The organism is Butyrivibrio sp. CB08 (assembly GCF_003625485.1).
Taxonomy (GTDB): Bacteria; Bacillota; Clostridia; order Lachnospirales; family Lachnospiraceae; genus Butyrivibrio.
On record NZ_RAIR01000001.1, the window covers coordinates 352,290 to 375,805 of the forward strand.

21 protein-coding genes are annotated in these 23,516 nt (G+C 44.6%); all 21 read left to right on the plus strand.

All coding sequences use genetic code 11. The features are described from left to right. Window positions 1–18: 18 nt before the first annotated feature. The 21 genes from D6855_RS01620 to D6855_RS01720 all read left to right on the plus strand — a co-directional run bounded on the left by D6855_RS01620 (window position 19) and on the right by D6855_RS01720 (window position 23,506). A complete protein-coding gene (locus tag D6855_RS01620; RefSeq protein ID WP_120737369.1) occupies window positions 19–930 on the plus strand; it encodes a transporter substrate-binding domain-containing protein in 912 nt (303 codons plus the stop codon). 19 nt (window positions 931–949) lie between these two features. Beyond that, entirely contained in the window at window positions 950–1,666 is a 717-nt protein-coding gene (locus D6855_RS01625; RefSeq protein WP_120737371.1) for an amino acid ABC transporter permease, read from the plus strand. A 1-nt stretch (window position 1,667) separates the two neighbouring features. Continuing rightward, the gene (locus tag D6855_RS01630; protein ID WP_120737373.1) at window positions 1,668–2,417 is read left to right on the plus strand and encodes an amino acid ABC transporter permease; all 750 of its coding nucleotides are present in this window, start codon (window positions 1,668–1,670) and stop codon (window positions 2,415–2,417) included. Further along, complete coding sequence (locus D6855_RS01635) at window positions 2,410–3,003, plus strand: cytidylate kinase-like family protein (RefSeq protein ID WP_120737375.1); 594 nt, start codon at window positions 2,410–2,412, stop codon at window positions 3,001–3,003. Before D6855_RS01630 ends, D6855_RS01635 begins: the two co-directional genes overlap by 8 nt. A gap of 39 nt (window positions 3,004–3,042) precedes the next feature. Next, a complete protein-coding gene (locus D6855_RS01640) occupies window positions 3,043–4,335 on the plus strand; it encodes an FUSC family protein (RefSeq protein WP_147368111.1) in 1,293 nt (430 codons plus the stop codon). Beyond that, on the plus strand, window positions 4,292–5,650 hold the full coding sequence (locus D6855_RS01645; RefSeq protein ID WP_330546794.1) for a circularly permuted type 2 ATP-grasp protein: 1,359 nt from the start codon (window positions 4,292–4,294) through the stop codon (window positions 5,648–5,650). The genes D6855_RS01640 and D6855_RS01645 overlap by 44 nt, the downstream gene beginning before the upstream one ends. Continuing rightward, window positions 5,632–6,306 (plus strand): alpha-E domain-containing protein, encoded by a 675-nt coding sequence (locus tag D6855_RS01650; protein ID WP_120737379.1) that lies wholly within the window; start codon window positions 5,632–5,634, stop codon window positions 6,304–6,306. The genes D6855_RS01645 and D6855_RS01650 overlap by 19 nt, the downstream gene beginning before the upstream one ends. A gap of 23 nt (window positions 6,307–6,329) precedes the next feature. Then, window positions 6,330–7,097 (plus strand): transglutaminase-like domain-containing protein, encoded by a 768-nt coding sequence (locus D6855_RS01655; RefSeq protein ID WP_120737381.1) that lies wholly within the window; start codon window positions 6,330–6,332, stop codon window positions 7,095–7,097. Beyond that, window positions 7,090–8,061 (plus strand): M14 family metallopeptidase, encoded by a 972-nt coding sequence (locus D6855_RS01660; protein ID WP_120737383.1) that lies wholly within the window; start codon window positions 7,090–7,092, stop codon window positions 8,059–8,061. Before D6855_RS01655 ends, D6855_RS01660 begins: the two co-directional genes overlap by 8 nt. Beyond that, on the plus strand, window positions 8,058–8,990 hold the full coding sequence (locus tag D6855_RS01665; RefSeq protein WP_120737385.1) for a M14 family metallopeptidase: 933 nt from the start codon (window positions 8,058–8,060) through the stop codon (window positions 8,988–8,990). The genes D6855_RS01660 and D6855_RS01665 overlap by 4 nt, the downstream gene beginning before the upstream one ends. Before the next feature lie 95 nt (window positions 8,991–9,085). Then, a complete protein-coding gene (locus D6855_RS01670; protein WP_120737387.1) occupies window positions 9,086–9,964 on the plus strand; it encodes an SPL family radical SAM protein in 879 nt (292 codons plus the stop codon). A gap of 128 nt (window positions 9,965–10,092) precedes the next feature. After that, window positions 10,093–11,109, plus strand: coding sequence for a LacI family DNA-binding transcriptional regulator (locus D6855_RS01675; protein ID WP_158589439.1), 1,017 nt, complete (start codon window positions 10,093–10,095; stop codon window positions 11,107–11,109). A 183-nt stretch (window positions 11,110–11,292) separates the two neighbouring features. Next, a complete protein-coding gene (locus D6855_RS01680) occupies window positions 11,293–12,579 on the plus strand; it encodes an extracellular solute-binding protein (protein ID WP_120737391.1) in 1,287 nt (428 codons plus the stop codon). Window positions 12,580–12,634: 55 nt separating this feature from the next. Continuing rightward, on the plus strand, window positions 12,635–13,996 hold the full coding sequence (locus D6855_RS01685) for a carbohydrate ABC transporter permease (RefSeq protein WP_120737393.1): 1,362 nt from the start codon (window positions 12,635–12,637) through the stop codon (window positions 13,994–13,996). Then, on the plus strand, window positions 13,996–15,261 hold the full coding sequence (locus D6855_RS01690; protein ID WP_120737395.1) for a sugar ABC transporter permease: 1,266 nt from the start codon (window positions 13,996–13,998) through the stop codon (window positions 15,259–15,261). The genes D6855_RS01685 and D6855_RS01690 overlap by 1 nt, the downstream gene beginning before the upstream one ends. Before the next feature lie 21 nt (window positions 15,262–15,282). Further along, entirely contained in the window at window positions 15,283–17,127 is a 1,845-nt protein-coding gene (locus D6855_RS01695) for an alpha amylase N-terminal ig-like domain-containing protein (protein WP_120737397.1), read from the plus strand. Window positions 17,128–17,140: 13 nt separating this feature from the next. Next, a complete protein-coding gene (locus tag D6855_RS01700) occupies window positions 17,141–19,420 on the plus strand; it encodes a glycoside hydrolase family 31 protein (RefSeq protein WP_120737399.1) in 2,280 nt (759 codons plus the stop codon). A gap of 103 nt (window positions 19,421–19,523) precedes the next feature. Next, window positions 19,524–20,270 (plus strand): SIMPL domain-containing protein, encoded by a 747-nt coding sequence (locus D6855_RS01705; protein ID WP_243111758.1) that lies wholly within the window; start codon window positions 19,524–19,526, stop codon window positions 20,268–20,270. Between the two features lie 207 nt (window positions 20,271–20,477). Beyond that, window positions 20,478–21,788, plus strand: a complete 1,311-nt coding sequence (locus tag D6855_RS01710) for an ABC transporter substrate-binding protein (RefSeq protein WP_120737403.1) — start codon at window positions 20,478–20,480, stop codon at window positions 21,786–21,788. A 22-nt stretch (window positions 21,789–21,810) separates the two neighbouring features. After that, window positions 21,811–22,683 carry a carbohydrate ABC transporter permease gene (locus tag D6855_RS01715; protein ID WP_120737405.1) on the plus strand — a complete coding sequence of 291 codons (873 nt, stop codon included), beginning with the start codon at window positions 21,811–21,813 and terminating at the stop codon, window positions 22,681–22,683. Window positions 22,684–22,705: 22 nt separating this feature from the next. Next, entirely contained in the window at window positions 22,706–23,506 is an 801-nt protein-coding gene (locus D6855_RS01720) for a carbohydrate ABC transporter permease (protein WP_120737408.1), read from the plus strand. Window positions 23,507–23,516: the final 10 nt, after the last annotated feature.

Sequence of the window (23,516 nt, forward strand, 5' to 3'; positions counted from 1 at the left end):
CAAGAGGAGGACAAGATTATGAAAAAACGTGTATTAAGCGCAGTGGTAGCGGGGATGATGAGTGTGATGCTCATGGCGTGCGGAAGCACTCCTGAGGTTTCAGAAGCTCCAGAGGCTGCTACAGAAGCGTCTGAGGAACCTGCGGAGGTTGCAGGAGCGGCAAAAGAGGAAGCCAGCTACCCTGAAGATGTGCAGGCAGTTATAGACAGAGGAGTTTTAAGAGTCGGTGTTAAAAATGCAGTTATCGGCTTTGGCTATGAGGATCCACTTACCGGCGAGTACAGTGGTCTTGAGATCGAACTTGCAAAAGCCCTTGCTGACAAGCTTGGAGTAGACATTGAGTTTACTGCAGTTACAGCTGCTACAAGAACAGAGCTGCTTGATTCTGGAGATATTGATTGTGTACTTGCAACCTTCACTATCACAGATGAGAGAAAAGAGAGCTGGGATTTCACAACGCCTTACTATACAGATTATGTAAGCGTCCTTGTTGAGGATTCTACAGGGATCAAGGGCCTTGGCGATCTTGTTGATGCTACAGTTGGAGTTTCATCCGGTTCAACTTCAGCTAAATCACTTGTAAAGGCTATGATCGAAGCTGGTGTTATTAGCGGCGACGGCTTTGATGAGGAGAGTTTTGATCCAGCGACATGGACAGATGGTGTTAAGTTCCAGCAGTACGACGACTATCCAACCATTTCAACTGCCCTCAGCGCAGGAGAAGTTGATGCATTCTGTGTGGATAAGTCAATCCTTGCCATCTACAAGACAGAAGGCAGATCATACATCGATGCAGAGTTTGCACCTCAGGAATATGGTATTGCAACAACCAAGGGATCAGGAATGTCAGCTGTAGCAGAAGAAATTGTTTCAGGTGGTCTTTCTGATGGAACCATTGCAAAACTCATTACTGAGAACGGACTTGACTAATTGATACGGAGGATGGGTGATGTCTGGATTATTTTCACCAAGGGCTTGGAACAAAATATGGATATATAAAGGAACCTTTCTGGTGGGCCTTTTGAATACCATGAAAACAGCGGTTGTAGCTCTTTTGATCGCGCTTACTCTGGGTATCATATTTGGACTTATGGCAACCAGCGGCAAGAAATTATTAAAGGCCATAAGCAGGGTCTACGTTGAGATAATCCAGAACACCCCAATCCTTTTACAGATGTGCTTTTTGTATTATGCTCTGGCTTTTTCGGGACATAGCCCGGGAATCATCGTCACAGGATTTTTAGCCCTTGGCATATATACGGGAGCGTACATGGCAGAGGTCATAAGGACTGGTATTGAATCTGTTCCCAAGGGACAGTTCGAGGCAGCAGCTGCGCAGGGCTTTGGATATGTAGGACAGATGTATTACATCATAATTCCCCAGAGCATCAAGGTCATTCTGCCACCTATGACCAACGTCATTGTAAACATGATAAAAAATACCTCATGCCTCTACATCGTTGGAGGAGCGGATCTTTTGTCACTGACCTACAGCTTTGTCACAGGCGAAAACACCGGTGGATCCTATGCTCCGGCGTATATAGTCTGCGGAATTATATTCTTTCTTATTTGTTTCCCACTTTCTTCCTTTGCATCAATGTGGGAGACCTCTCTGAAAAAGAGAGAACAGAAGGTATTCCAAAATAACGCTCTTAAGGAGGCATGATATGAGTACACTGGGCGCAAGCCTTTCGATGCTGAAAAATCCAGCTATCATAAATTTCATATTTCAGGGAGTGTTATTTACGCTGATCATTTCAGTTGTGGCAGTTCTGTTTAGCATACTGATCGGAACGATCCTGGCGCTGCTTCGTAACTACTGCACCGGAAAAAGAGTCAGGGTATTTAAATACCTTTCGGTGGCATATATTGAGATATTCAGAAATACACCGCTTCTGTTCTGGATCTTTATCTGTCTGGTGTTTTGTCCGGTTCCAGGCTTTGTAGACCAGCCTATGTTTGGACTTTCTTCAGTAAACAATAAGCTCCTGTTCAAGGCAGCAGTTGCGCTGATCCTTTATACATCAGGAGTAATTGCGGAGATCGTAAGGGGAGGACTTAACTCAGTTCCCTCAGGACAGATAGAAGCCGGTCATTCTCAGGGCTTTAGAATGGTTCAGATCATGTGGTACATAGTGCTTCCACAGACCTTTAAGGCTATCGTACCAACTCTTTTAAGTCAGGTCATAACTACCATCAAAGACAGCTCATTCCTGGCCAATGTGGCGATCATTGAGCTCATGGCCAGAACCAAGCAGATTCTTTCTGCAGCCAACAGATATAACGGGACAAACTCTATAAATGTATCAGACGTTTTCGTTTTGTTTGGCGTTGCGGCGCTTATTTACTTCATCATCAATTTTTCTTTATCCATGACAGTAAGGAGTATGCAAAAGGAAGGAGTCTTAAATGGATAAGTATGTAATCACAATTTCAAGGCAGTTCGGAGCTCTTGGCAGAACCATAGCCCAGAACATGTCTGAAACTTTAGGAATAGAGTTTTACGACAGAGACATCGTAGAGCATACAGCTTTGAGGATGGGCCTTCCCATCTCCGAGATCAGCAAGGAAGAGGAGAGGGCAGATGGATTTTGGGCGGAAAAGAGATATCCCCTGGGGATGGGGCCTGTCAGCATGCAGGATGAACTTTTCCAGGTTCAGACAAATATAATTAGGGACTTCGCATCAAAGGAGTCCTGCATAATCGTCGGCAGATGCGCTGATTATTGCCTTAAGGATATGGACAGAGTACTTAACGTTTATGTCTATGCTCCCTTTGAAAAGAGAATTGAAAACTGTACTTCAATTCTTGGAATGGATGAAAAGACAGCCAGGAAGATGGCTTTGGAAGTAGATAAAGCCAGAGACAGCTACAGAAAGAAATATTGCAGGAAGATGTCAGGAAACTTTGAAAACATGGACATATGCATCGATTCCGGACGATTTGGAGCAGATGTGACTGCTGATATTCTCTGCGATATAGCAAGGAGAGTATTTGGATAATTGAAAAAATCTAATGCTATTCACTTTCCCCGCATTGGAATGCGGATAATTAAATCGGCGCTTGGAGTGCTAATCTGCTTTTTGATCTATTTTTTAAGAGGAAAACAAGGGACTCCATTTTACTCTGCACTGGCGGTTTTGTGGTGTATTCAGAATCAGACCAAGAACACGCTTGGTAACGCTCTTCAGCGAACCATAGGAACCTTTATTGGTGCAGTGTATGGACTCATTTATATACTTGTAAAACTGAGCCTCCCCAGTATCGGAGACAGCTTTTTACATTACGCCATAATCTCTTTTACCCTGATCCCAATAATCTACACCACCGTCGTGATCCGTCAGAAGAAGGCGTCATACTTTTCCTGCGTGGTGTTTCTAAGTATAGTGGTCAATCATCTTATGGATGAGAGCCCGTATTTATTCGTTCTAAACAGATCTTTTGACACTCTCATTGGGATATTTGTCGGACTGATCCTTAACTCCATCAGTATTCATGGAAAACTGGATAAAGAGACTTTGTTCGTGGCAAATCTGGACAGATCAATGGACGGCTTTGAAGGGGGACTCACCCCATATAGCCAGGTGTCCATAAAGAATATGCTGGAGGATGGCATCAACTTAACCTTCATGACCATGAGAACTCCCGCGGGGTTCCTTGAAGGTATGACTGACGTAAGACCAAAGCTTCCCATCATCGCCATGAACGGAGCGATCCTATATGATATCGCAGAAAACAGATACCCAATGGTCTACGTGATCTCAGCAAGCCACGCCAGCCAGGTAGAGGAGTTTATCCTTCGAAGAAGCTTCAACGTATTTACCACAGTGATCCTTGAGGATGTGCTTATCATCTACTACAGAAAGCTTAAGAACAGGGCTGAAAAAGATATCTACGAAAGGATGCACAAGTCCCCCTACAGGAATTATCTGAATAAAGAAAGACCCCATGAGCACCCTGTTGTCTACATGATGTGCATCGATGAGACAGAGAAAATAGAAGCTCTGAAAAGAGATATCGAGCAAAGCGAAATTGCCAGCGAACTTAAGCTTATTTCGTATCCGTCAGATGAGTACCAGGGATTTTCATATCTTAAGATATACAGCAAAAATGCGTCGGTCCAGAACATGGTGGACTACCTGAAAAATATGACAGGAACAAACACTCAGATATCACTTAGCGACAACAACAATTCGGGTGCAGACTACTATTTTCCTGAGTGTAACCAGCTGGTTAGAAAAATGCATCACCTGTTTACCTGGGGACAGAATAAGGGAAGGAGGAATGAGTATGGTAACCTACACAGACATATTCAGCAAAAAAGAGCGGGTTGAAGACATGGAATTATACGCAGGAGCAGGAGATGTCAACGAGCAGCTTGCCCGCTACGGTGTAAAGTTCGGAATCTACAAGAACAATGAATTTAAAGAACAGCTCTTTCCATTTGATGTTATTCCAAGGGTGATAGACAGCAAGGAGTTTGATTATCTGGAAAAGGGGCTCAAACAGAGAGTTGTTGCCCTTAATCATTTCATTGATGATATCTACGGCGATAAGCGAATTGTTAAGGATGGTGTGGTTCCTGAGGAATTCATCTACGCTGGCAGCGGATATCTGCCCCAGTGCGAAGGAATCAAGCCCCCAAAGGGAATTTATTCTCATATCTCCGGTATTGACCTTGTTCAGGGCAAGGATGGGAACTGGTATATCCTGGAGGACAACTTAAGGATCCCATCAGGAGCTTCTTATCCCATGATAGCCAGGAAGATTTCAAGGCGAAGCGCTCCGGATCTCTTTACAGGCAAGCATATAGAGGATAACAGAAATTATGCGGATCTTCTGCGCCGTACTATGGATCATGTAAATGTTGGCGGACATACTGTGATCCTAACTCCAGGAAGATATAATGCAGCATATTTTGAACATTCTTACCTTGCTGAGAAAACAGGAGCTCATCTGGTTTCTGGAAGTGAACTCATCGTAGAAAACGACCATCTGTATTTCATTGATTACTCAGGAAGAAAAGAGAAGGTTGGCGCAGTCTACAGGCGTATCTCTGATGAGTACCTTGACCCGATGAACTTTAACAGGGAATCCGTCATCGGTATTCCTCATATCTTTGATATCTACAGAAAAGGAAATGTTGCCCTGATAAATGCCCCGGGAAATGGCGTTGCTGATGACAAAGGAATCTACTACTTTGTTCCAAAGATGATCAGCTATTATCTGGGCGAGGAGCCAATCCTTAGTAATGCCCCAACGTATCTTCCATACTATGAGGAGGATATGAAGTATGTCATGGAGCATTTCGACGACCTTGTGCTTAAAGACGTTGCTGAGGCTGGAGGTTATGGCGTTGTATTTGGAAGCAAAATGACCATGGAAGAAAAGGCCAGATTCAAAGAAATGCTTCAGAAGGAGCCAAGGCGTTTTATAGCTCAGGAGGTTATAGATTTTCTGGATATCGACATCATGGAAAAGGGACAGCTTCTTCCCAGAAAAGCAGACCTTAGAGCTTTTGTACTTATGGCAGATGAACCCATGGTATGGAAAAGCGGACTTACCAGATTTTCCAGAAACCCGGATTCATTCATCGTCAATTCTTCACAGGGAGGAGGTTTCAAGGATACATGGGTATTATCTCAGTAGAAAACACAGACAGACTATATTGGCTTGGCAGATATACGGAGAGAGTTTACTCCACCATCAAGATCTTTGAGTCAAGGTTTGACACAATGATCGATGTTGATGATCTGGAGTATAAGGCATTTTGCAAAAGTCAGGATATCCCAAATGTTTATGAGTCCAAGGAAGACTTTAGCAGGAAGTACTGTTTTTCCCTTGAGGATGAAAACTCCATCTTTTCAAATCTCATGAGAGCCTATGACAATGCCATCGTCCTTAGGGAAGAGATTGGAAGTGATACGCTGTCATACATTCAGCTTGCAGTGTATGCAATGAACCAGGCAGCTATTTCAAAGGCTCCACTTATCGGCCTTCAGAAAGTGACTGACAATCTGGTGGCCTTCTGGGGGATGGCAGATGATGACATCGATGAGTCCCAGATAAGGAACATGATAAAAGTCGGAAAGCTTGTTGAGAGGATCGATCTTTATGCAAGACTCAAGGAACCTCCTGAGAAGATAAGAAGAGAAGCAAGAAGGCTGACTAACAGAATTGACAAGAGCACCATGAGGTACAGTCCCAAAACCATGGCGTATGTAAACTATCTGGTGCAGCTTGATGATGTTCCCTATGACGCACTGATCGATTCTGTTGAAAAACTGGTAGGTGATTCAATGTGAAAACGCTCAAATTTGGGTATCACATGAAGCTGACATTTAGTGGAGCAGTTAACAACCATCGTTTTTCCCTGAAATGTATTCCACACGATACAGATATGCAGCGTATTGAAAAGATGTCGGTATCTGTTTACCCGGATCACATAACAAGTGAAAATACGGATTCCTATGGCAACATCACTCTCTTTGGTTACACCAATGAGTTTCACAACAGCTTTGGCTTTGATGTGACTGGAATTGCCAGAACAGGTCTTTCTGAATATGAAAGCTCCCATGAGATACACAGAGTGGGACTTTATAGATATCAGACCCCTATAACAAGGCCAGGGACCAGTATCTTAGAGTATTACAAACAACTTAAACTCTCAGATTTAAGAGACGCCAAGGAAAAAGCCCTGCACATTATGGATGGACTTAATGGTTCATTTAAATATGGTCAGGGCTATACCAGTATGGAAACCACTGCTGAAGAGGCTTTTGCAGGTGGTACTGGTGTATGTCAGGACTACGCGCATATCATGCTGTCTCTGTGTAGAATGGACAAGATACCCTGCAGATATGTCACAGGGATGATGATGGGTGAAGGCAGATCCCACGCATGGGTGGAAGTATGGCATGACAAAAAGTGGCTTGGCTTTGATCCCACCAATAAAAAGATAGTTGGTGATGAATATATCAAGATCTCAAATGGCAGAGACTATGCGGACTGCCTTGTAAACCAGGGGATCTTTACTGGGAATGTTACCCAGAACCAGGAAATAAACGTAATCGTAGAAGAGGAAACAGATGAGTGAACTGATTGAATCCATAGAGGATGTGGTCCGTATACCACTTCCTGTAGATGAAGAATATGCAATAAAGAGACACAGAATGAGCGCGGGTGATGGCAAAAAGCGCATATGCATTGTCACTGGTATTCATGGAGATGAACTGGAAGGGCAGTATGTAAGCTTTGAGATAGCAAGACGCATAAGACAGTCAGCTAGTGATCTAAGAGGCATCGTTGATATATACCCAGCCATGAACCCCTTTGGAATAGACTCAATAACAAGAGGCATTCCCGCTTTTGATCTTGATATGAACAGGATCTTTCCGGGCAATCTTGAGGGAGACATGAATGAGTTCATGGCATCAAAGATAGTTGAGGAGCTTGAGGGGGCAGATCTTGTAATAGATATCCATGCCAGCAATATCTTTCTTACTGAAATTCCCCAGATAAGGATAAATGAATTACATGCAAAAGAGCTTGTCCCAATAGCCACTAAAGCCAACATGGATCTCATATGGGTCCATGGAGCCAGCACAGTTCTTGAGTCAACCCTTGCCTACTCCCTTAACAGCAGACAGACCAACACTCTGGTGGTTGAGATGGGAGTCGGAATGAGGATTACCCGTTCCTTTGGGCAGCAGCTTTCTGATGGAATCTTTTCCCTTATGAAAGAGCTTGGCATATGGACAGGAGAGAGTAGAGAGGTCAAAAAGCCTATCGTGGCTTATGATGCAGATGGTGAGGATGTCTGTTATCTTAACGCACCATGCTCTGGGATCTACATGAAGGAAAGAGAACATGGCAGCAGGGTAAAAGCTGGCGAGCTGGTAGGGAGGATCATCAACCCACTTAGCGGAGATGTGATGGCAGAAATACTTGCTCCGGAGGATGGACTTCTTTTCACAGTAAGAGAGTACCCTGTGGTAGAGGATGGCTCCCTTATGGGAAGAATACTAAGAGAAAAAGTTTTGACGGAGAACAACTTATGAAAGAGGAACTTATCTATTCCTTCAAAGGTTTATACAGGGATGATTTCAGAGTAAAGGGCTATGAGTTTGGCTCTGGAGAAAAAACAGTATGCGTCATGGGGAGCCTTAGAGGTAATGAGTATCAGCAGATATATGCCTGTAGCCTACTGGTAACTGAGCTTAGAAAGCTTGAAGAAAAGGGGATGATCACAGATGGCCATTCCATAATGGTAGTTCCCTGTGGAAATCCCTATTCAGTTAATATTAAAAAGAGATTCTGGAGTATTGATAATACTGATATTAATCGAATGTTTCCTGGCTACGACAAGGGTGAGACTACCCAGAGAATTGCTGGAGGGATATTTGACAGAATCAAGGATTACAAATATGGAATTCAGTTTGCTTCCTTCTACATGCCTGGACATTTCGTTCCCCAGGTCAGGATGATGAAGACCGGCAATGAGAATATAGAGCTGGCAAAAAAGTTTGGTCTTCCCTTTGTAGTACTTCATAAACCAAGACCCTTTGATACCGCCACTTTAAATTACAACTGGCAGATATGGGAGACTGAAGCCTTTTCAATCTACACATCCAGCACAGAAAAGATTGATAAGATAAGTGCAAGGCTCGGTGTGAATGCGGTTTTATCTTTCCTTGAAAAAGAGAAGATAATCAAATATCAGGGATTTACAGGTTATACAGCCAAAGTGGTTGAGAGTGAGAAGTTTATTAGTGTAAGGGCCAATGAAGCGGGCTTTCTTGAGACCCTGGCCAGGGCAGGGGATAACGTCATTAAGGGGCAGGTCATGGCCAGGGTGACAGATCCCTATACAAATGCAGAGCTCCAGACTATTACAGCAACAGAAGATGCCATTGTGGCATTTGAGTATGACAGTCCAATAGCCTACAAGAATACTGCGCTGTTTAAGCTTATCCCAGGAAGATGGTAATGTGGCAAAACGGACCAAAATCAGTGATGATTGCGGTCCGCTTTTTATTATGTGCAAAAATATGCTTATAATAGATTATAGAAAGGGGAGTTGGTATGCACTTCGTTGACGCCAAGGGAATATTAACTGCACATAACGGAAATGCCGGAATGAATATCTACCGTGGCTGTACCCATGGCTGTATTTACTGCGACAGCAGGAGCAAGTGCTACCAGTTTACTCATCCCTTTGAAGATATTGAAGTCAAGCAGAATGCGCCGCAGCTTCTTGAAGCGGCTCTTAAGTCCAAGAGAAAGAAATGCATGATCGGAACAGGCGCCATGTCGGATCCATACATGCACTGCGAAGAGCAGTTGGGGCTTACCAGAAAATGCCTTGAGATCATATCAAGATATGAGTTTGGTCTGGCTATTCAGACCAAGTCCGACAGGATTTTAAGGGACATCGATCTCCTTGATGAGATAAATAAAAAGGCCAAGTGCGTTGTGGAGATGACACTTACAACCTACGACGATGAGCTTTGCAGCATAATTGAGCCTAATGTCTGTAACACCAAGCGCCGCATAGAAGTCCTTGAGAAGATGCAGGAGAGAGGGATTCCCACAGTAGTCTGGCTCACGCCCCTTCTTCCCTTTATCAACGACACAGTAGAGAATGTGAGCGCAATCCTTAACGAATGCGTGAGAGTTGGTGTTAAGGGTGTTATCTGTTTTGGCATGGGAGTGACGTTGCGTGAAGGTGACAGAGAGTACTACTATGAAGCCCTTGATAAGCATTTTCCTGGGCTTAAGGACAAGTATATCAGGACCTATGGCAACAGCTACGACGTGGCAAGCCCCAGGTCAAAAGAGCTATGGGCTGTATTTAATCGTATCTGCAAAGAGGGCGGGATGCTCCATAGGCCGGATGAGTGTTTTGAATACATGAACGATCTGCCAGAAAAGTATCAGCAGATGAATCTGTTCAATTTGTAGTTGACACCGGGACGCAGTTTTCTGTATAGTTAAAAATGGTTAACCGCTTAATGTAAGATGTTTACTGTTTTTAAGCGATGAGCATACTAGACGGAAAACTGCGTTTTTTGTATGCCTTGGAGAGAATTATGAATCTTAAGATGATAGCAGAGAGGGCCGGAGTCAGCACGGCTACGGTCTCTAACGTAATAAATGGCAATAACCACAAGGTTTCGGAGGAAACAAGACGCAAGGTTAACGAAATCATCAAGGAAACCAATTACAGGCCAAATGCCATGGCCAGGTCACTGGCTAAGAAAGAGAGCAGGATCATTGGCCTTGTGGTTCCATACCTTGGAAAGGACGAGGACTTTTTTACCAATCCTTATAATGCTCATATTATCGCAGCACTGGAGAGGTGCGTCAGAAACGAGGACTACTATCTCATGATGAGATGTGTCCATGATCCAAAAGAGATAATACCACTCCTTTCTTCCTGGAACGTTGATGGAACCTTTTTCCTTGGAATATTTACTGAGGAGGTTAAGGAGATCAAGAAGCTCCTGGATTCTCCTGCAGTGTTTATCGATACCTATTCCCCCACAGAGAACGTGGTTAACGTGGGTATTGAGGACTACAGAGGTGGATACCTGGCAGCCAGATACCTTATTGGCAAGGGACACAAGAACCTGGCTCTGGTAGCACCTGAGTTTAAAGAGGACGGTGTTATCAGGGAGCGCTACAAGGGCTTTACCGATGCCTGCAGGGAAAGTGGAGTTAAGTTTGGAGAGAGCAGCATTTTTTACTGCGAGTCTTCCTACTACAGCGCTGTGGATGTGGGACAGGATATCGGCTTTTCAAACGGCGGATACACCGCGGTATCCTGCATGTCGGACATTGTGGCCTTTGGAGTTATCGAGGGGCTGTCCCAGTGTGGTATAAGGGTGCCCTATGACATCTCAGTTATTGGTTTTGACAATCTGCCCAACTGTGAGTACATGACACCAAAGCTCACATCAATTGCTCAGGACTTTGACATGAAGGCGGAGAAGGCCTCTGAGTATCTCTTCAGAATGATACGGGGAGAGGCAGATCTTACAGCGGATGAAAGGCTTCCAATCCGCGTGGCAGAGCGGCATTCAGTAAGAAATCTGTTAGAGCAGTAATTGCGTTAACCATTTGTTAACCAATATTTTTATACAAAACAGAGAAAAGGCTAAAAGGGGATTGACCATCAATCCCCTTTAATTTATAGTCTTGGTAAAGCGATTAACCAAATTGACGAAACTAATGCATTAGGGGACAAAATCTAAAAACGTTTTCATCATGAAATTTAGGAGGATCAGGTAATGAATTTGAAAAAGTTAAGCGCACTACTTATGACAGCAGTAGTGACCATGTCAGCACTTGTTGGATGCGGAAGCGAAGGCGCTACAGCAGGAGCAGCAACTTCTACAGATGCAGCATCAGCAGCACAGGCTCAGGCTCCAGCAGAGACTCAGGACGTAACACTTAAGATCTGGGTTCCTGAAGAGGAAGTGGATATCACAGATCAGATGGTTCAGAAATTCGATGAAGCTCATGACGAGTTCAACATCACATACGAGATTGCAGTAGTTGGCATTGATGAAGCGCCTCAGGCAGTTGAGACAGATGCAGACACAGCAGCAGATATCTTCTATACACCATCAGGCGGTGTTGCAGATATGGCAGGTAAGGGACTTCTTCTTCCAATCGCCAAGGACTTTGACACAATTGCAGGCGACCTTCCAGAGAGCGCTATCAACGCTGTTACAATCGACGGCCTTACATATGCAGTTCCTTTCTCACCAAATACATTCTTCATGTATTACAACAAGGATCTCTTCACAGAGGATGAGGTTAAGAACCTCGACACCATGATGGCTAAGGATCTTGGTGAGGGCAAGTGGAACTTCTCAACACAGTTCACAAACTCATGGTATGCAGAGATGTTCTTCCTTGGAAACGGATGCACACTTTTTGGAGCAGACGGAAAAGATGAGACAGAGTGCAGCTTCAATAACGCAAACGGACTTGCATCCGGTGAGTACATGATCGATCTTGCTCACAACGACAAGTACCTTGAGAACGCTGACGGTGTCGGCGGAGCTGCTTTCAAGGAAGGCAACCTTGGTGCTATCACAGATGGCGCATGGAGTGCACCTGACTACAAGGCTTCTCTTGGAGACAAGCTTGGAGCAGTAGCTCTTCCAACAGCAACTATCGCAGGTAAGGAAGTTCAGCTTTCAAACTTCGTTGATTTCAAGACTATCACTGTTAAGTCAAACACTGCATATCCTCTCTGTGCACAGCAGCTTGCAGTATACATGGCAAGCCCTGAGAGCTGCCTTACAAGATACACTGAGCAGGGTGATGTACCTGTACTTAAGTCTCTTTCAGAGTCAGATGCCATCAAGGCAGACATCGTATCTGGAGCACTTAACGACCAGGCTGCTCTTGCAACAAACCAGCCAAGCATCCCTAAGATGGGTGATTACTGGGATCCTATGAAGGCTCTCGGAGATGGCATCTACTACGGCGATGTAACAAAAGATAACCTTCAGGCACAGCTTGATGCCCTGGTAGACAGCATCACAGGAACACTTACCAACTGATATCTAAAGGGGCTGCAGTCTAAGCAGCCCCATATTTTCCAAAGGAACTCTTTTTATGAACTCTATAGCAAAAAAACGAAACTTCATCACCATCTTTACCAAAGGGGATATCTTTTCCAAGCTGTCCTACATTGTTCTGGGACTAGCCAATATCAGAAATGGTCAGATCGGAAAAGGGCTTCTCTTTGCACTTATGCAGGCTCTTTACATAACCTTCATGGTTCTTGCTGGGGGCAGGAACCTTGCTAATCTGACAACTCTTGGCGAGAGCCTTCAGCACATGGAATTTAACGAGGCTATCGGAATCTATGAAGTAAAGCCCGGTGACAATTCCATGCTTATCCTTCTCTATGGCGTTGTAGCTGTGGTTATCTCAGTAGCTTTCATAGCGCTGTGGCTCTTTTCCATCCATTCAGGAGAAAATGCAAGAGTCCGCAGAAAGAGTGGTAAACACGTTAACTCCCTTGTAGAGGATATAAGGAGTCTTACCAACGAGAACGTACACATGCTTTTACTGTCCCTTCCAGTACTGGGACTTTCAACCTTTACGGTAATGCCTCTTTTCTACATGATCCTGATGGCGTTTACCAACTACGACCAGGAGCATCAGCCTCCGGGAAACCTCTTTGACTGGGTGGGACTTGAGAACTTTGGCAAGCTCCTTTCAGCGGGAGACAGACTTTCAGCAACCTTCTGGCCAGTTCTTGGATGGACCCTTATCTGGGGCTTTGCAGCTACCTTTACCTGCTACTTTGGCGGAATGGTCCTTGCAATGATCATCAATTCAAAGGGTATAAAGTTCAAGAAATTCTGGCGCACCATCTTCGTCATCACCATGGCGATACCTTCATTTATCACCCTCCGCGTTGTGGCTACAATGCTGGGCGAGAGGGGAATCTTTAACGTACTTCTCCAGCAGTGGGGATTTACCGTTAAGGCCCTTCCATTTCTTTCAAATACCACCTGGGCAAGATTTTCAGTTATCCTTGTTAACTTCTGGATCGGAGTTCCTGTTACCATGCTCATGGTCAGCGGAATCCTTATGAACATCCCGGAGGAACTTTACGAAAGCGCGAAACTTGATGGAGCAGGACCTTTTACCATGTTTAGGAAGATCACTTTCCCTTACATGTGGTTCGTCACAACTCCATATTTAATAGCAAACCTTATTTCCAACTTTAATAACTTTAACACCATCTACTTTATGACTGGTGGTGAGCCCAATACCTTAGAGTATTTTAAGGGCGCTGGAAAAACGGACCTCCTTGTTACGTGGCTTTACAAGCTCACAAAGGACAGCAATGATTACAACTTGGCTGCAACCATTGGAATCATTATCTTTGCTATCTCTGCTGTCTTCACCCTAATTTCTTTCTCCAGATCCGGAGCCATGAAGAACGAGGAGGGATTCCAGTAATGAACAGGAAAACAGTCATAGGTTTAAATTTAGATTATCAGTTAAAGAGCCTCATAGGAGCAGTTATAGGCGTAGTAAGTCTCCTCCTTCCATTTGCAAGGACCGGGGAAAAGAGCTATAGCGCCATCTCGCTTTTTGGAAGGCTCATATCATCAGACGCCTCATCAAAGGCAGTAGTGCTTCTGTACGCAGCAGTAGTACTTACAGTGATATCTCTTTTGCTGGGAGCGCTTAGCGCAGTTAAAACAACAGTACAGGGCATAAAGGCATGGATGGTCATTCAGGCAGTAGCAACAGCAGCCTGGACACTCCTTATGTTCAGCACCAAGTCCATCCTTGAAAAGGCAGGGCTTGCAAATGGGTTCCTTAATAAGGACCTTATGGCGGGCTACTTTATAGGTCTTGTGGCTGCATACTTTACCCTTGTGATGGTCATGAAGATGACCAAGACAAACGTTGGCTACATCGCCCTTACTATCCTTGGGATCATCTGGATGTTCCCGATCCTTTGGATCGTACTTACTGCTTTCAGAGCAGAGCAGGGCTACTATGTTGGATACTTCATCCCTCATGGATTTACATTTGATAACTTCCTAAAGCTCTTTTCCGCAGACGCAGTTCTCCCCTTCAGGAGATGGTGGGTCAACACTTTGATCGTGGCTGCAGCCAGCTGCGTGTGCAACACGCTGATTGTTCTTGGTACCAGCTTTACTCTTAGCAGGACCAGGTTCACAGGAAGAAAGGCCTTTATGAACGTGCTGATGATCATTGGTATGTTCCCTGGCTTTATGTCACTTATTGCGGTTTACAACATCTTAAAGGGCCTTGGACTTAATCAGTCCCTCCTTGCCCTTATCATTGTTGGAGCAGCAGGTGCAGCCATGGGCTATCATGTCAGCAAGGGATTTTTTGATACTATTCCTAAGGCTATAGATGAAGCTGCCATCATCGATGGTGCATCAAGGCTTCAGATCTTTACACACATAACTCTGCCACTGTCCAAGTCAATAATCGTGTATACTGTACTTGGGGCCTTTTTGGGAGCGTGGTCAGACTACATTTTCCCAAGCATGCTCTTTGGCGACAAGCAGAGTTCATACACGGTTGCAGTAGGTCTTTACTGGCTTACAGACTTCAGACGTATCGACACCTATTACACTCAGTTTGCCGCAGGCGCAGTTATTGTTGCAGTGCCTATAGTCATTCTCTTTATCTGGCTTCAGAGGTTCTATGTGGAGGGACTGTCAGGTTCTGTGAAGGGTTAACGAGAGGTTAAGGGCAGTTTGATGAGAGATTTTACACTTAGTATCTATAGTGATGGAACCAGCGCATTTGTCAGTAATACCGCTCCCGGAATTGGCGACAAGATCACAATCTTCGTCAGGTTTTTGCATGACGATGCGGTAAAAGATGTTCTCCTCTGGAGACTGGTTAACGGAGCAGAGGCTTACCTCAATATGGAATACGACAGGACTGAAGGTGGGCTCGACTATTACAAGGTTAATGTGAAGGTTAACGAACCAAGGCTTCAGTACCACTTTGTAATAACCACAGATACGGTGGCATATTTTTACACTCAGGCTGGGGTAACTACGACCCTACCTGATTACAAACACGACTTTGTTATCATGGCTGATTACGTTAAACCTGACTGGGTTGACGGCGCAGTTTTTTACCAGATATTCCCCGAGAGGTTCTGCAATGGCGATGAGAGCATTACTGTACGGACCGGCGAGTACACCTACAGGGGACATACTCCAACGAAGATTTCTGACTGGAACTTGCGGCCCCTTCCTTACGACCAGGGCCATGGCATGGACTTTTTTGGCGGAGACCTTTATGGGGTAAAAGAGAAGATACCGTACCTTAGGGACCTTGGAGTTACAGCGGTTTACTTAAATCCCATATTTGCTTCCTACTCAACCCACAAGTACGACTGCAATGACTACTTCCATGTAGATGAGCACTTTGGGGGAGATGAGGCTCTGGCAGAGTTGTCTGCAGCGCTTCACGAGGCTGGCTTAAAGCTTGTTCTTGATATCTCCATAAACCACACAGGTATTGAGAATAAGTGGACCACTGACCACAGAGAGTTTTACTTCAAAAAGGAAGACGGATCCCTCCTTGGCTGGTGGGACCTTCCAACTCTTCCTGTTCTTGATTACAGAAATGAGGAGCTTAGAGACCTCATATACAGAGACGAAAACAGCGTTTTGAAAAAGTGGCTTAAAGCCCCTTATAACATCGATGGATGGCGCTTTGATGTTGCGGATGTGTTTGCGAAAAACGATGATGTCCAGCTTGCTTCTGAAGTATGGCAGGAAGTCTGCGATGCCATCAGGTCAGTTAAAAAGGACGCCATCATCATCGGCGAGCACTGGGCTGACTGCAGTGAGTATCTACAGGGGGGACTTTGGAATACCCCAATGAACTACTTCGGCTTTGGCAGGATTGTCAGACAGTTTGCAGGACTTCCGGATCTCTTTTTAGAGAGGAGCCCTGAGATAAAGAAGGTTAAATATGAGATGACAGCAAGGGATGTGGTATGCAGGAGCAATGACCACTACACCGTTATTCCTCAGGCTATAGCAGACTGCCAGATGAATCTCTTTGACAGTCACGACGTGCCAAGAGTCCACAACTACAGCGAGATCTCTTTTGACAAATACAGGGGCGTGGTGCTGTCATACCTGTTATATGCGGGAATCCCATGCATTTACTACGGGGATGAGCTTGGAATTGACGGACATACGGAGAATGACTCCGGCTGTAGATTCCCTATGCCCTGGGATAAGACCGGGGAAGAGAGGGATAAGTTCTATCATCTCTATAAGCGCATGGCGGAGCTTCGAAGGAACGTTCCTGCATTTGCAAAGGGCGGGCGTAAGGTTCTTTTAACAGATGGCAAGATCCTTGTGGTAGCAAGGTTTATGAATGATGAGAAGTACATCGGCGTTATATCCATGGAGGATCAGGAAAAAGAGATATCTGTTCCCCTGTGGCAGATCGGCGCTGGCAGAGCGAGCTCAGATGCAGATGAGTTTGGATCAGCATTTAAGGCGACTTCTGCGGATGGATGCTTGAATATTATGGTGCCGGCAAATGGCGCATATATTATAAAAGTTGAGTAAATGGAGAAGGAACATGAGCAAGGTAATAACTGGGGATAAGTACAGGATCACTGTGCTGACAGACAGACTCGTAAGGTTCGAGTACAGTAAGGAGGGCTGCTTTGAGGACAGGCTCTCAAGAACTGTAGTAAACAGGGACTTTGAGGATGTTGAGACTAAGGTAAGTAATGAGGGAGGATGGCTTACCGTTGAGACAGATGAGCTGCTTCTTAAGTATGATGAGAAGCCCTTTTCATCTATCGGACTTTCAATTGAGCTTAAGAATTATGGTACAACATATCACTACAGTTTTGAGTACAACAATTCAGGACAGAACCTGTCTGGCACAGTAAGGACGCTGGATACCATAGACGGCTCTATTCCTCTTGGCCCTGGTATCTTTGGAAAAGAGGGATTCGCAGTACTTTATGATGGCGACAGCCCTGTGTTTGACGAGGAGCTTCAGTGCTTCACAAACAGAGCGGAGAACACCACAGACTTTTATTTCTTTGGATATGGCAAGGACTACTACGGAGGACTTAGGGACTTTTATAAGCTTAGCGGCAAGACTCCACTTATTCCAAGATATGCTCTTGGAAACTGGTGGAGCAGATACTTTAAGTATTCTGAGGAGAGCTACAAGGAAGTAGTTGAGAAGTTCAAAGAGGAGGAGATCCCTCTTTCAGTTGCTGTAATAGATATGGACTGGCACCTCACTGAGGTTGATCCCAAGTACGGAACCGGATGGACCGGCTACACCTGGGATAAGAAGCTCTTTCCTGACTACAAGAGATTCCTTAAGATGCTTAAGGACAACAAGCTTGCTACAACACTTAACCTTCATCCTGCTGATGGAATAAGGGCCTTCGAGGACCAGTACGAGAGGGCTGCAAAGAGGATGGGTATAGATCCTGTAACTGAGGAAGCGGTTGAATTTGATTTTGCAGATGAGAAATTCAGGGACACATATTTCGAAGAACTGATGCATCCATTTGAAGATGACGGCGTGGACTTCTGGTGGATCGACTGGCAGCAGGGCTTTGGCAAAAAGCCAGGAGATGTGGATCCTCTTATTCTTCTTAATCACTATCACTACAAGGACCAGGAAAAGAGAAATAAGAGACCTATGATCTTTTCAAGGTACGCAGGTCCTGGCAGCCACAGGTACCCAATAGGATTTTCCGGAGATACAGTCTGCTCCTGGAAGAGCCTTGCATTCCAGCCTTACTTTACAAGCACATCAAGTAACGTTGGATATGGCTGGTGGAGCCATGATATTGGCGGTCACATGATGGGTGACAAGGACGATGAGAGGCTTATAAGGTGGATTCAGTTTGGCGTATTCTCACCTATTATGAGACTTCACTCAAGCTGCAGCCCATTCCTTAACAAGGAGCCATGGGTAATAGATGAGCCATACCACAGCGCCATGAGGAAGTTCCTGCGCCTTCGTCACAGACTTGTGCCTTACCTCTACACAGAAAATTACAGGGCGTACAAAGAGGATAAGCCTCTTGTAAGACCTATGTACTATGACCATGCAAGCGATGAAGAGTCTTACCGCGTTCCAAATGAGTACGGCTTTGGTGAGAGCCTCTATGTGGGAGCGATTACTGAGCCTTTAGATGATAAGCTCAAGCTCTCAGCTGTTAACATGCTGATCCCTGAAGGAAGATACGTTGACCTTCTTAGCGGAAGAGTATATGTAGGCGGCAAAAAGAGAAAGCTCTACAGGGATATTTACAACATGCCAGTTCTTATGGCAGCAGGAACAATACTTCCTATTGCACCGGACAGTGCTGAGAATGGAACAGATAATCCGACCTGTCTTGAGCTAGTGGTGGCAGCAGGTGCTGATGGAAGCTACACCCTCTACGAGGATGACGGATGTTCCATGGACTTTGAAAAGGGAGCTTTTGCAACAACAACATTTGAGTGCAGCTATGACGAGGCTGGCGGTGCTGTAACAGTAAAAGTTAAACCTGCACAGGGAGACCTTTCGCTGATCCCAGAGAGGAGAGATTATGTTATTACAATCCTCGGAGCTGGTAAAAAGAAGAGCGTAACTCTTGAGAGCGTGGAAACAGGAAAGGGCGCAGAGATCGTGATTTCTGACGTTGTCCTTACTGGCAACGACCACGTATCAGAAGTTTTCGATATCCTTGAGAGAGCTTATATCGAGATCGGAACCAAGGACATGATCTACGATGCAGTTAATGCTAAGACTCCTTCGGAGTTCACCAAGTGGCTTCGTGGAGCTGACGTCTCAGAAGACCTTAAAGACGCCATTTTGGAAGTGTTTGAAGATATGTGATAAATTATTCGCCCAGGAGCTTAATGTTAAGCTTCTGGGCGCTTTTGTGCTATAATTAATCCATAGTTTTTTTAAAAAGGGGAGTTTTATGGAGGAAAAAAGTATGGAAAAGAAAACGGGATTTTTAAGCGCGCTTATTATCGGAGTATGCGTACTTCTTAGCTGTATAGCTCTTGCATTTGGACTTTCTCATTTCAGGTCTGAGTCAAGCCACGTTATCTCTGCAACAGGAAGTGCAAGTGTGGACTTTGATGCAGACATCATTATCTGGAGAGGCTCTTTTAGCGCTGTTGACTACAGCTCACAGGCAGCTTATGCCAAGATCAAGTCAGACGCTGACGAGGTTAAGAAGTATCTTCAGAACAACAATATTACTGAGGATGAGATTGTATTCAGCGCTGTTGATATCAGAAGGACCTACAGGGATGTATATGATGCCAACGGCAACTACGTTGGTTCAGAAGAGGATGGCTACAAGCTCACCCAGAGCGTGACAGTATCTTCAAGAAACATCGAGACAGTTGAGAAGATTTCAAGAGATATCTCAAGCCTTCTTGACAGAGGAGTGGAGCTTGAGTCAGATTACCCTGAGTATTACTACTCAGACCTTGATGCCCTTAAACTTGATCTTATCGACAAGGCATCTCAGAATGCAAAAGAGAGAATAGACATAATTGCCAAGAACTCCGGAGCAAGGCTTGGCAAGCTCAAGAACTCAAGTCTTGGCGTGTTCCAGATAACAGCTCAGAACTCAGGAACAAGCAGCTATTCTTACGACGGAGCTTTTGACACAAGCTCACAGCATAAAACTGCAACAATCACAGTCAAGCTTGAGTACGACCTTAAATAAGAGATAAAGACCTGCAGGGAAGAGGCTATTTACGGCCATTCTTCCTGTGGGTCTTTTTGCGTTTTGGTAAATATATAAAATGCCACTGCTAAAATTGACACATTCGAGGATAAAATTGCACTATATAACACTTTAGGGCGTAAGCAATAATATAACCATCAAAGACATATGTCACAAAAACGGAAAACGGAAAAAGGAGATTGAGTTATGAAAAAAGGTGCATTATTGCTTTTAGCTATGGCTATGTGCCCGGTTATGCTTGCCGGCTGCGGTTCACAGGCTCCAGTTGAAAAGACAAAAGTAACTTTCCAGACCTGGAATCCTGCAGATTCAGGACCAGACAGCCCAATTTACAAGATTATTGATGAGTTCGAAAAAGAAAATCCAGATATCGATGTTGAGTATCAGTACGTTGGTTCAAGCTCACATCAGGATCAGCTTCGTGTAAAGCTGATGGGAGGAGAGGGTCCTGACGTATTCGGAATCAGTGCAGGAGCATCATTCGAAGCATTCCGCGATTTCGAAGAAGATCTTACTCCTTTCTGTAAGCAGACATGGGGAGACAACTATCAGGACAAGTTCCTTGCATCATGTCTCGCCAATGTAAATGATGGCAACGGAAATACATACGGTCTTCCTCTTGGACAGACCTACGCCGGATACCTTTGGGCAGACGTAAACATGATGAAGGAAAACGGCTGTGAGATCCCAACTAACTACAGCGAGATGTTAGAGACATGTAAGACACTTCGCGCAAACGGACAGTTCCCACTTGCTATTGGAGCTATGGATTCATGGCTTAACCTTGACATGTGGATGACAATTGCAGCTGATGTTGACAGAGACGCTCTTTACAATGCGATCGATGGTAAGCAGTCCTTCGAGTCAGAGCCAATCATAGAGTCACTTAAGATCTGGCAGGACAGCTTTAGCAACGGAGTATTCCAGGATAGTGCCATCAGCATGACTCTTTACAACGAAGTTAATGATATGTTCCAGCGTGAAGGAAGCATCCCAATGTTTGCTAATGGTTCATGGGCTATGAACATGTACACATTAAGCGACGAGGAGACAAAGGCTAACTTCAACGGAGAAGGCAAGGATCACGATATCTTCCTTATTGACTGGAACGACGACGGAAAGGTAGCACCAGTTACCGCATCTACAGACGTTATCCTCTGCATGAATCCTGAGTCAAAGGTTAAGGACGCAGCTTTCAAGTGGATGAGCTATCTTGTAACTGCAGGTCAGGATGTTCTTGTTAATCAGTACCTTGAGTACATGCCAACCTTAAGCGATATGGAGCTTCATGTAGAAGGTCTTAGCGAGGATGGACAGAAGAACCTTGAGTACATTGTAGAAAATGGTAAGACAAACGTTGCTGGCGTAAGAGGTATCCAGTACGCTGAGCTTTCAACAGCGGTATGTGATCAGCTTGAGGCTCTTGCCCTTGGTGATGTAACACCTGAAGAGGCAGCTGCCAAGATCCAGCAGGTATCAGAAAGCGTAGCACGCTAAAAACAGAATAGGAGGAATGCAAATGCGTAAAAGGCAAATGCTCAACTACTTTTACGTTGCTCCCATGCTGTTATTATTCGCTGCGTTTATTGTTTACCCGATCATATATAATGTCAGGATCAGTTTTTTTGAATGGAATGGTATCAGCAAGGAAATGAAGCTGGTAGGGTTTCAGAACTATATTGAACTCTTTCAGGATCCGATTCTGATTCGTATTCTTATAAATTTCCTGGTGTTCTCTTTTTCCACGATCATCATTCAGGGAATTCTGGGAATGTTCTTCGCAAGCCTTATGCGAAGCGGTTTAAAGATGTCAGGCCTTTACAGGACTTTGATATATCTGCCAATTGTTGCTACACCTACGATCGTTGGTTCGGTTTTTTCCAAGATCTTAGAGACCAACAAAGGTTACCTAAATGAAATGCTGCGGAGCGCCCACCTTGATTCACTGGCGCTCCCGTGGCTTGCCACACCTGCACTGGCAACCATGTGGGTCATCATAGTAAACATCTGGCAGTGGACCGGATACAGCATGCTTGTTTATTACACAGGAATGCTCAACATCCCCACAGAAGTATACGAAGCTGCGGACATAGATGGCGCAAGCCGTCTCCAGAGGTTCTTTTTCGTAACCTTCCCTATGCTTCGAAGCACTCATTTCACAATCTTTATCATGGGCATGATCGGCTCACTAAAAACCTTCGACATACCTTACGTACTTACAGGAGGCGGCCCTAATCATGCGACGGAGTTCTTCTCCACATACATAAACACCCTTTCCTTTGAAACCTTCAATCAGGGTAAGGCTTCAGCAGTTGTAACGCTTATGCTGGTAATAGCAATGGCAATAACTGCAGTCCAGCTCAGGATCTATTACAAGCAGGAGAAAGGATAAGGTGGCGCCCGTGAGAGTTGAAATGAAACGAAAACAAAAACACAACAAGGATCTGGTGATACATATCCTTTGCATTATTGCCTGCCTCATCTTTATGTATCCCCTGATCGTGATGTTCAGAAAATCATTATCAGTCAACGGATTTAAGAACTACTCAGTAGTATTTAATTCCATGACACTGCACAAGAACTTTTTTAACAGCTGCTTTATTGTAGGAAGCGTTCTGCTGATCGTATTTGTTGTTTTATCTCTTTCAGCATTTGCTTTCTCAAAGCTCGAATTTCCAGGTAAACACATTCTCTACTATGTACTTCTTATGGGGATGATGATGCCAACTGCAGCCCTTGTTTTTCCGGTATTCATGACTGTAAAACAGTTTGGAATGCTGGGAAGCCGTTTTTCAGTAGTTCTTCCTTATGCTGCACTTAGCACGTGTTTCAACCTGATGATGTTGAAAAACTACTTTGATACTTTGCCTGATGCACTAATGGAGGCAACATATATAGATGGTGGGAGCAACTTTAAATCATTTATCTACGTGATGCTACCCCTTGCAAAGCCAGGACTTGCGTTCACACTTATTCAGACTTTCCTTCTGTCCTGGAATGAGCTTCAGCTTGCTATGACATTTATCACAGATAAAGCCAAGCTTCCACTTTCAGTAATACCCATATATTTTTCAGCAAAGACAGGTTCAGCACAATTTCCTGTACAGGTCATTTTTGCGGCCCTTATCATCTGTCTGGCGCCGATCGCGATATTCTACGTATTTGCGTCCAGGTTCATGGTTGAGGGTATGACAGCAGGAGCAGTGAAAGGATAAGACGAGGAAC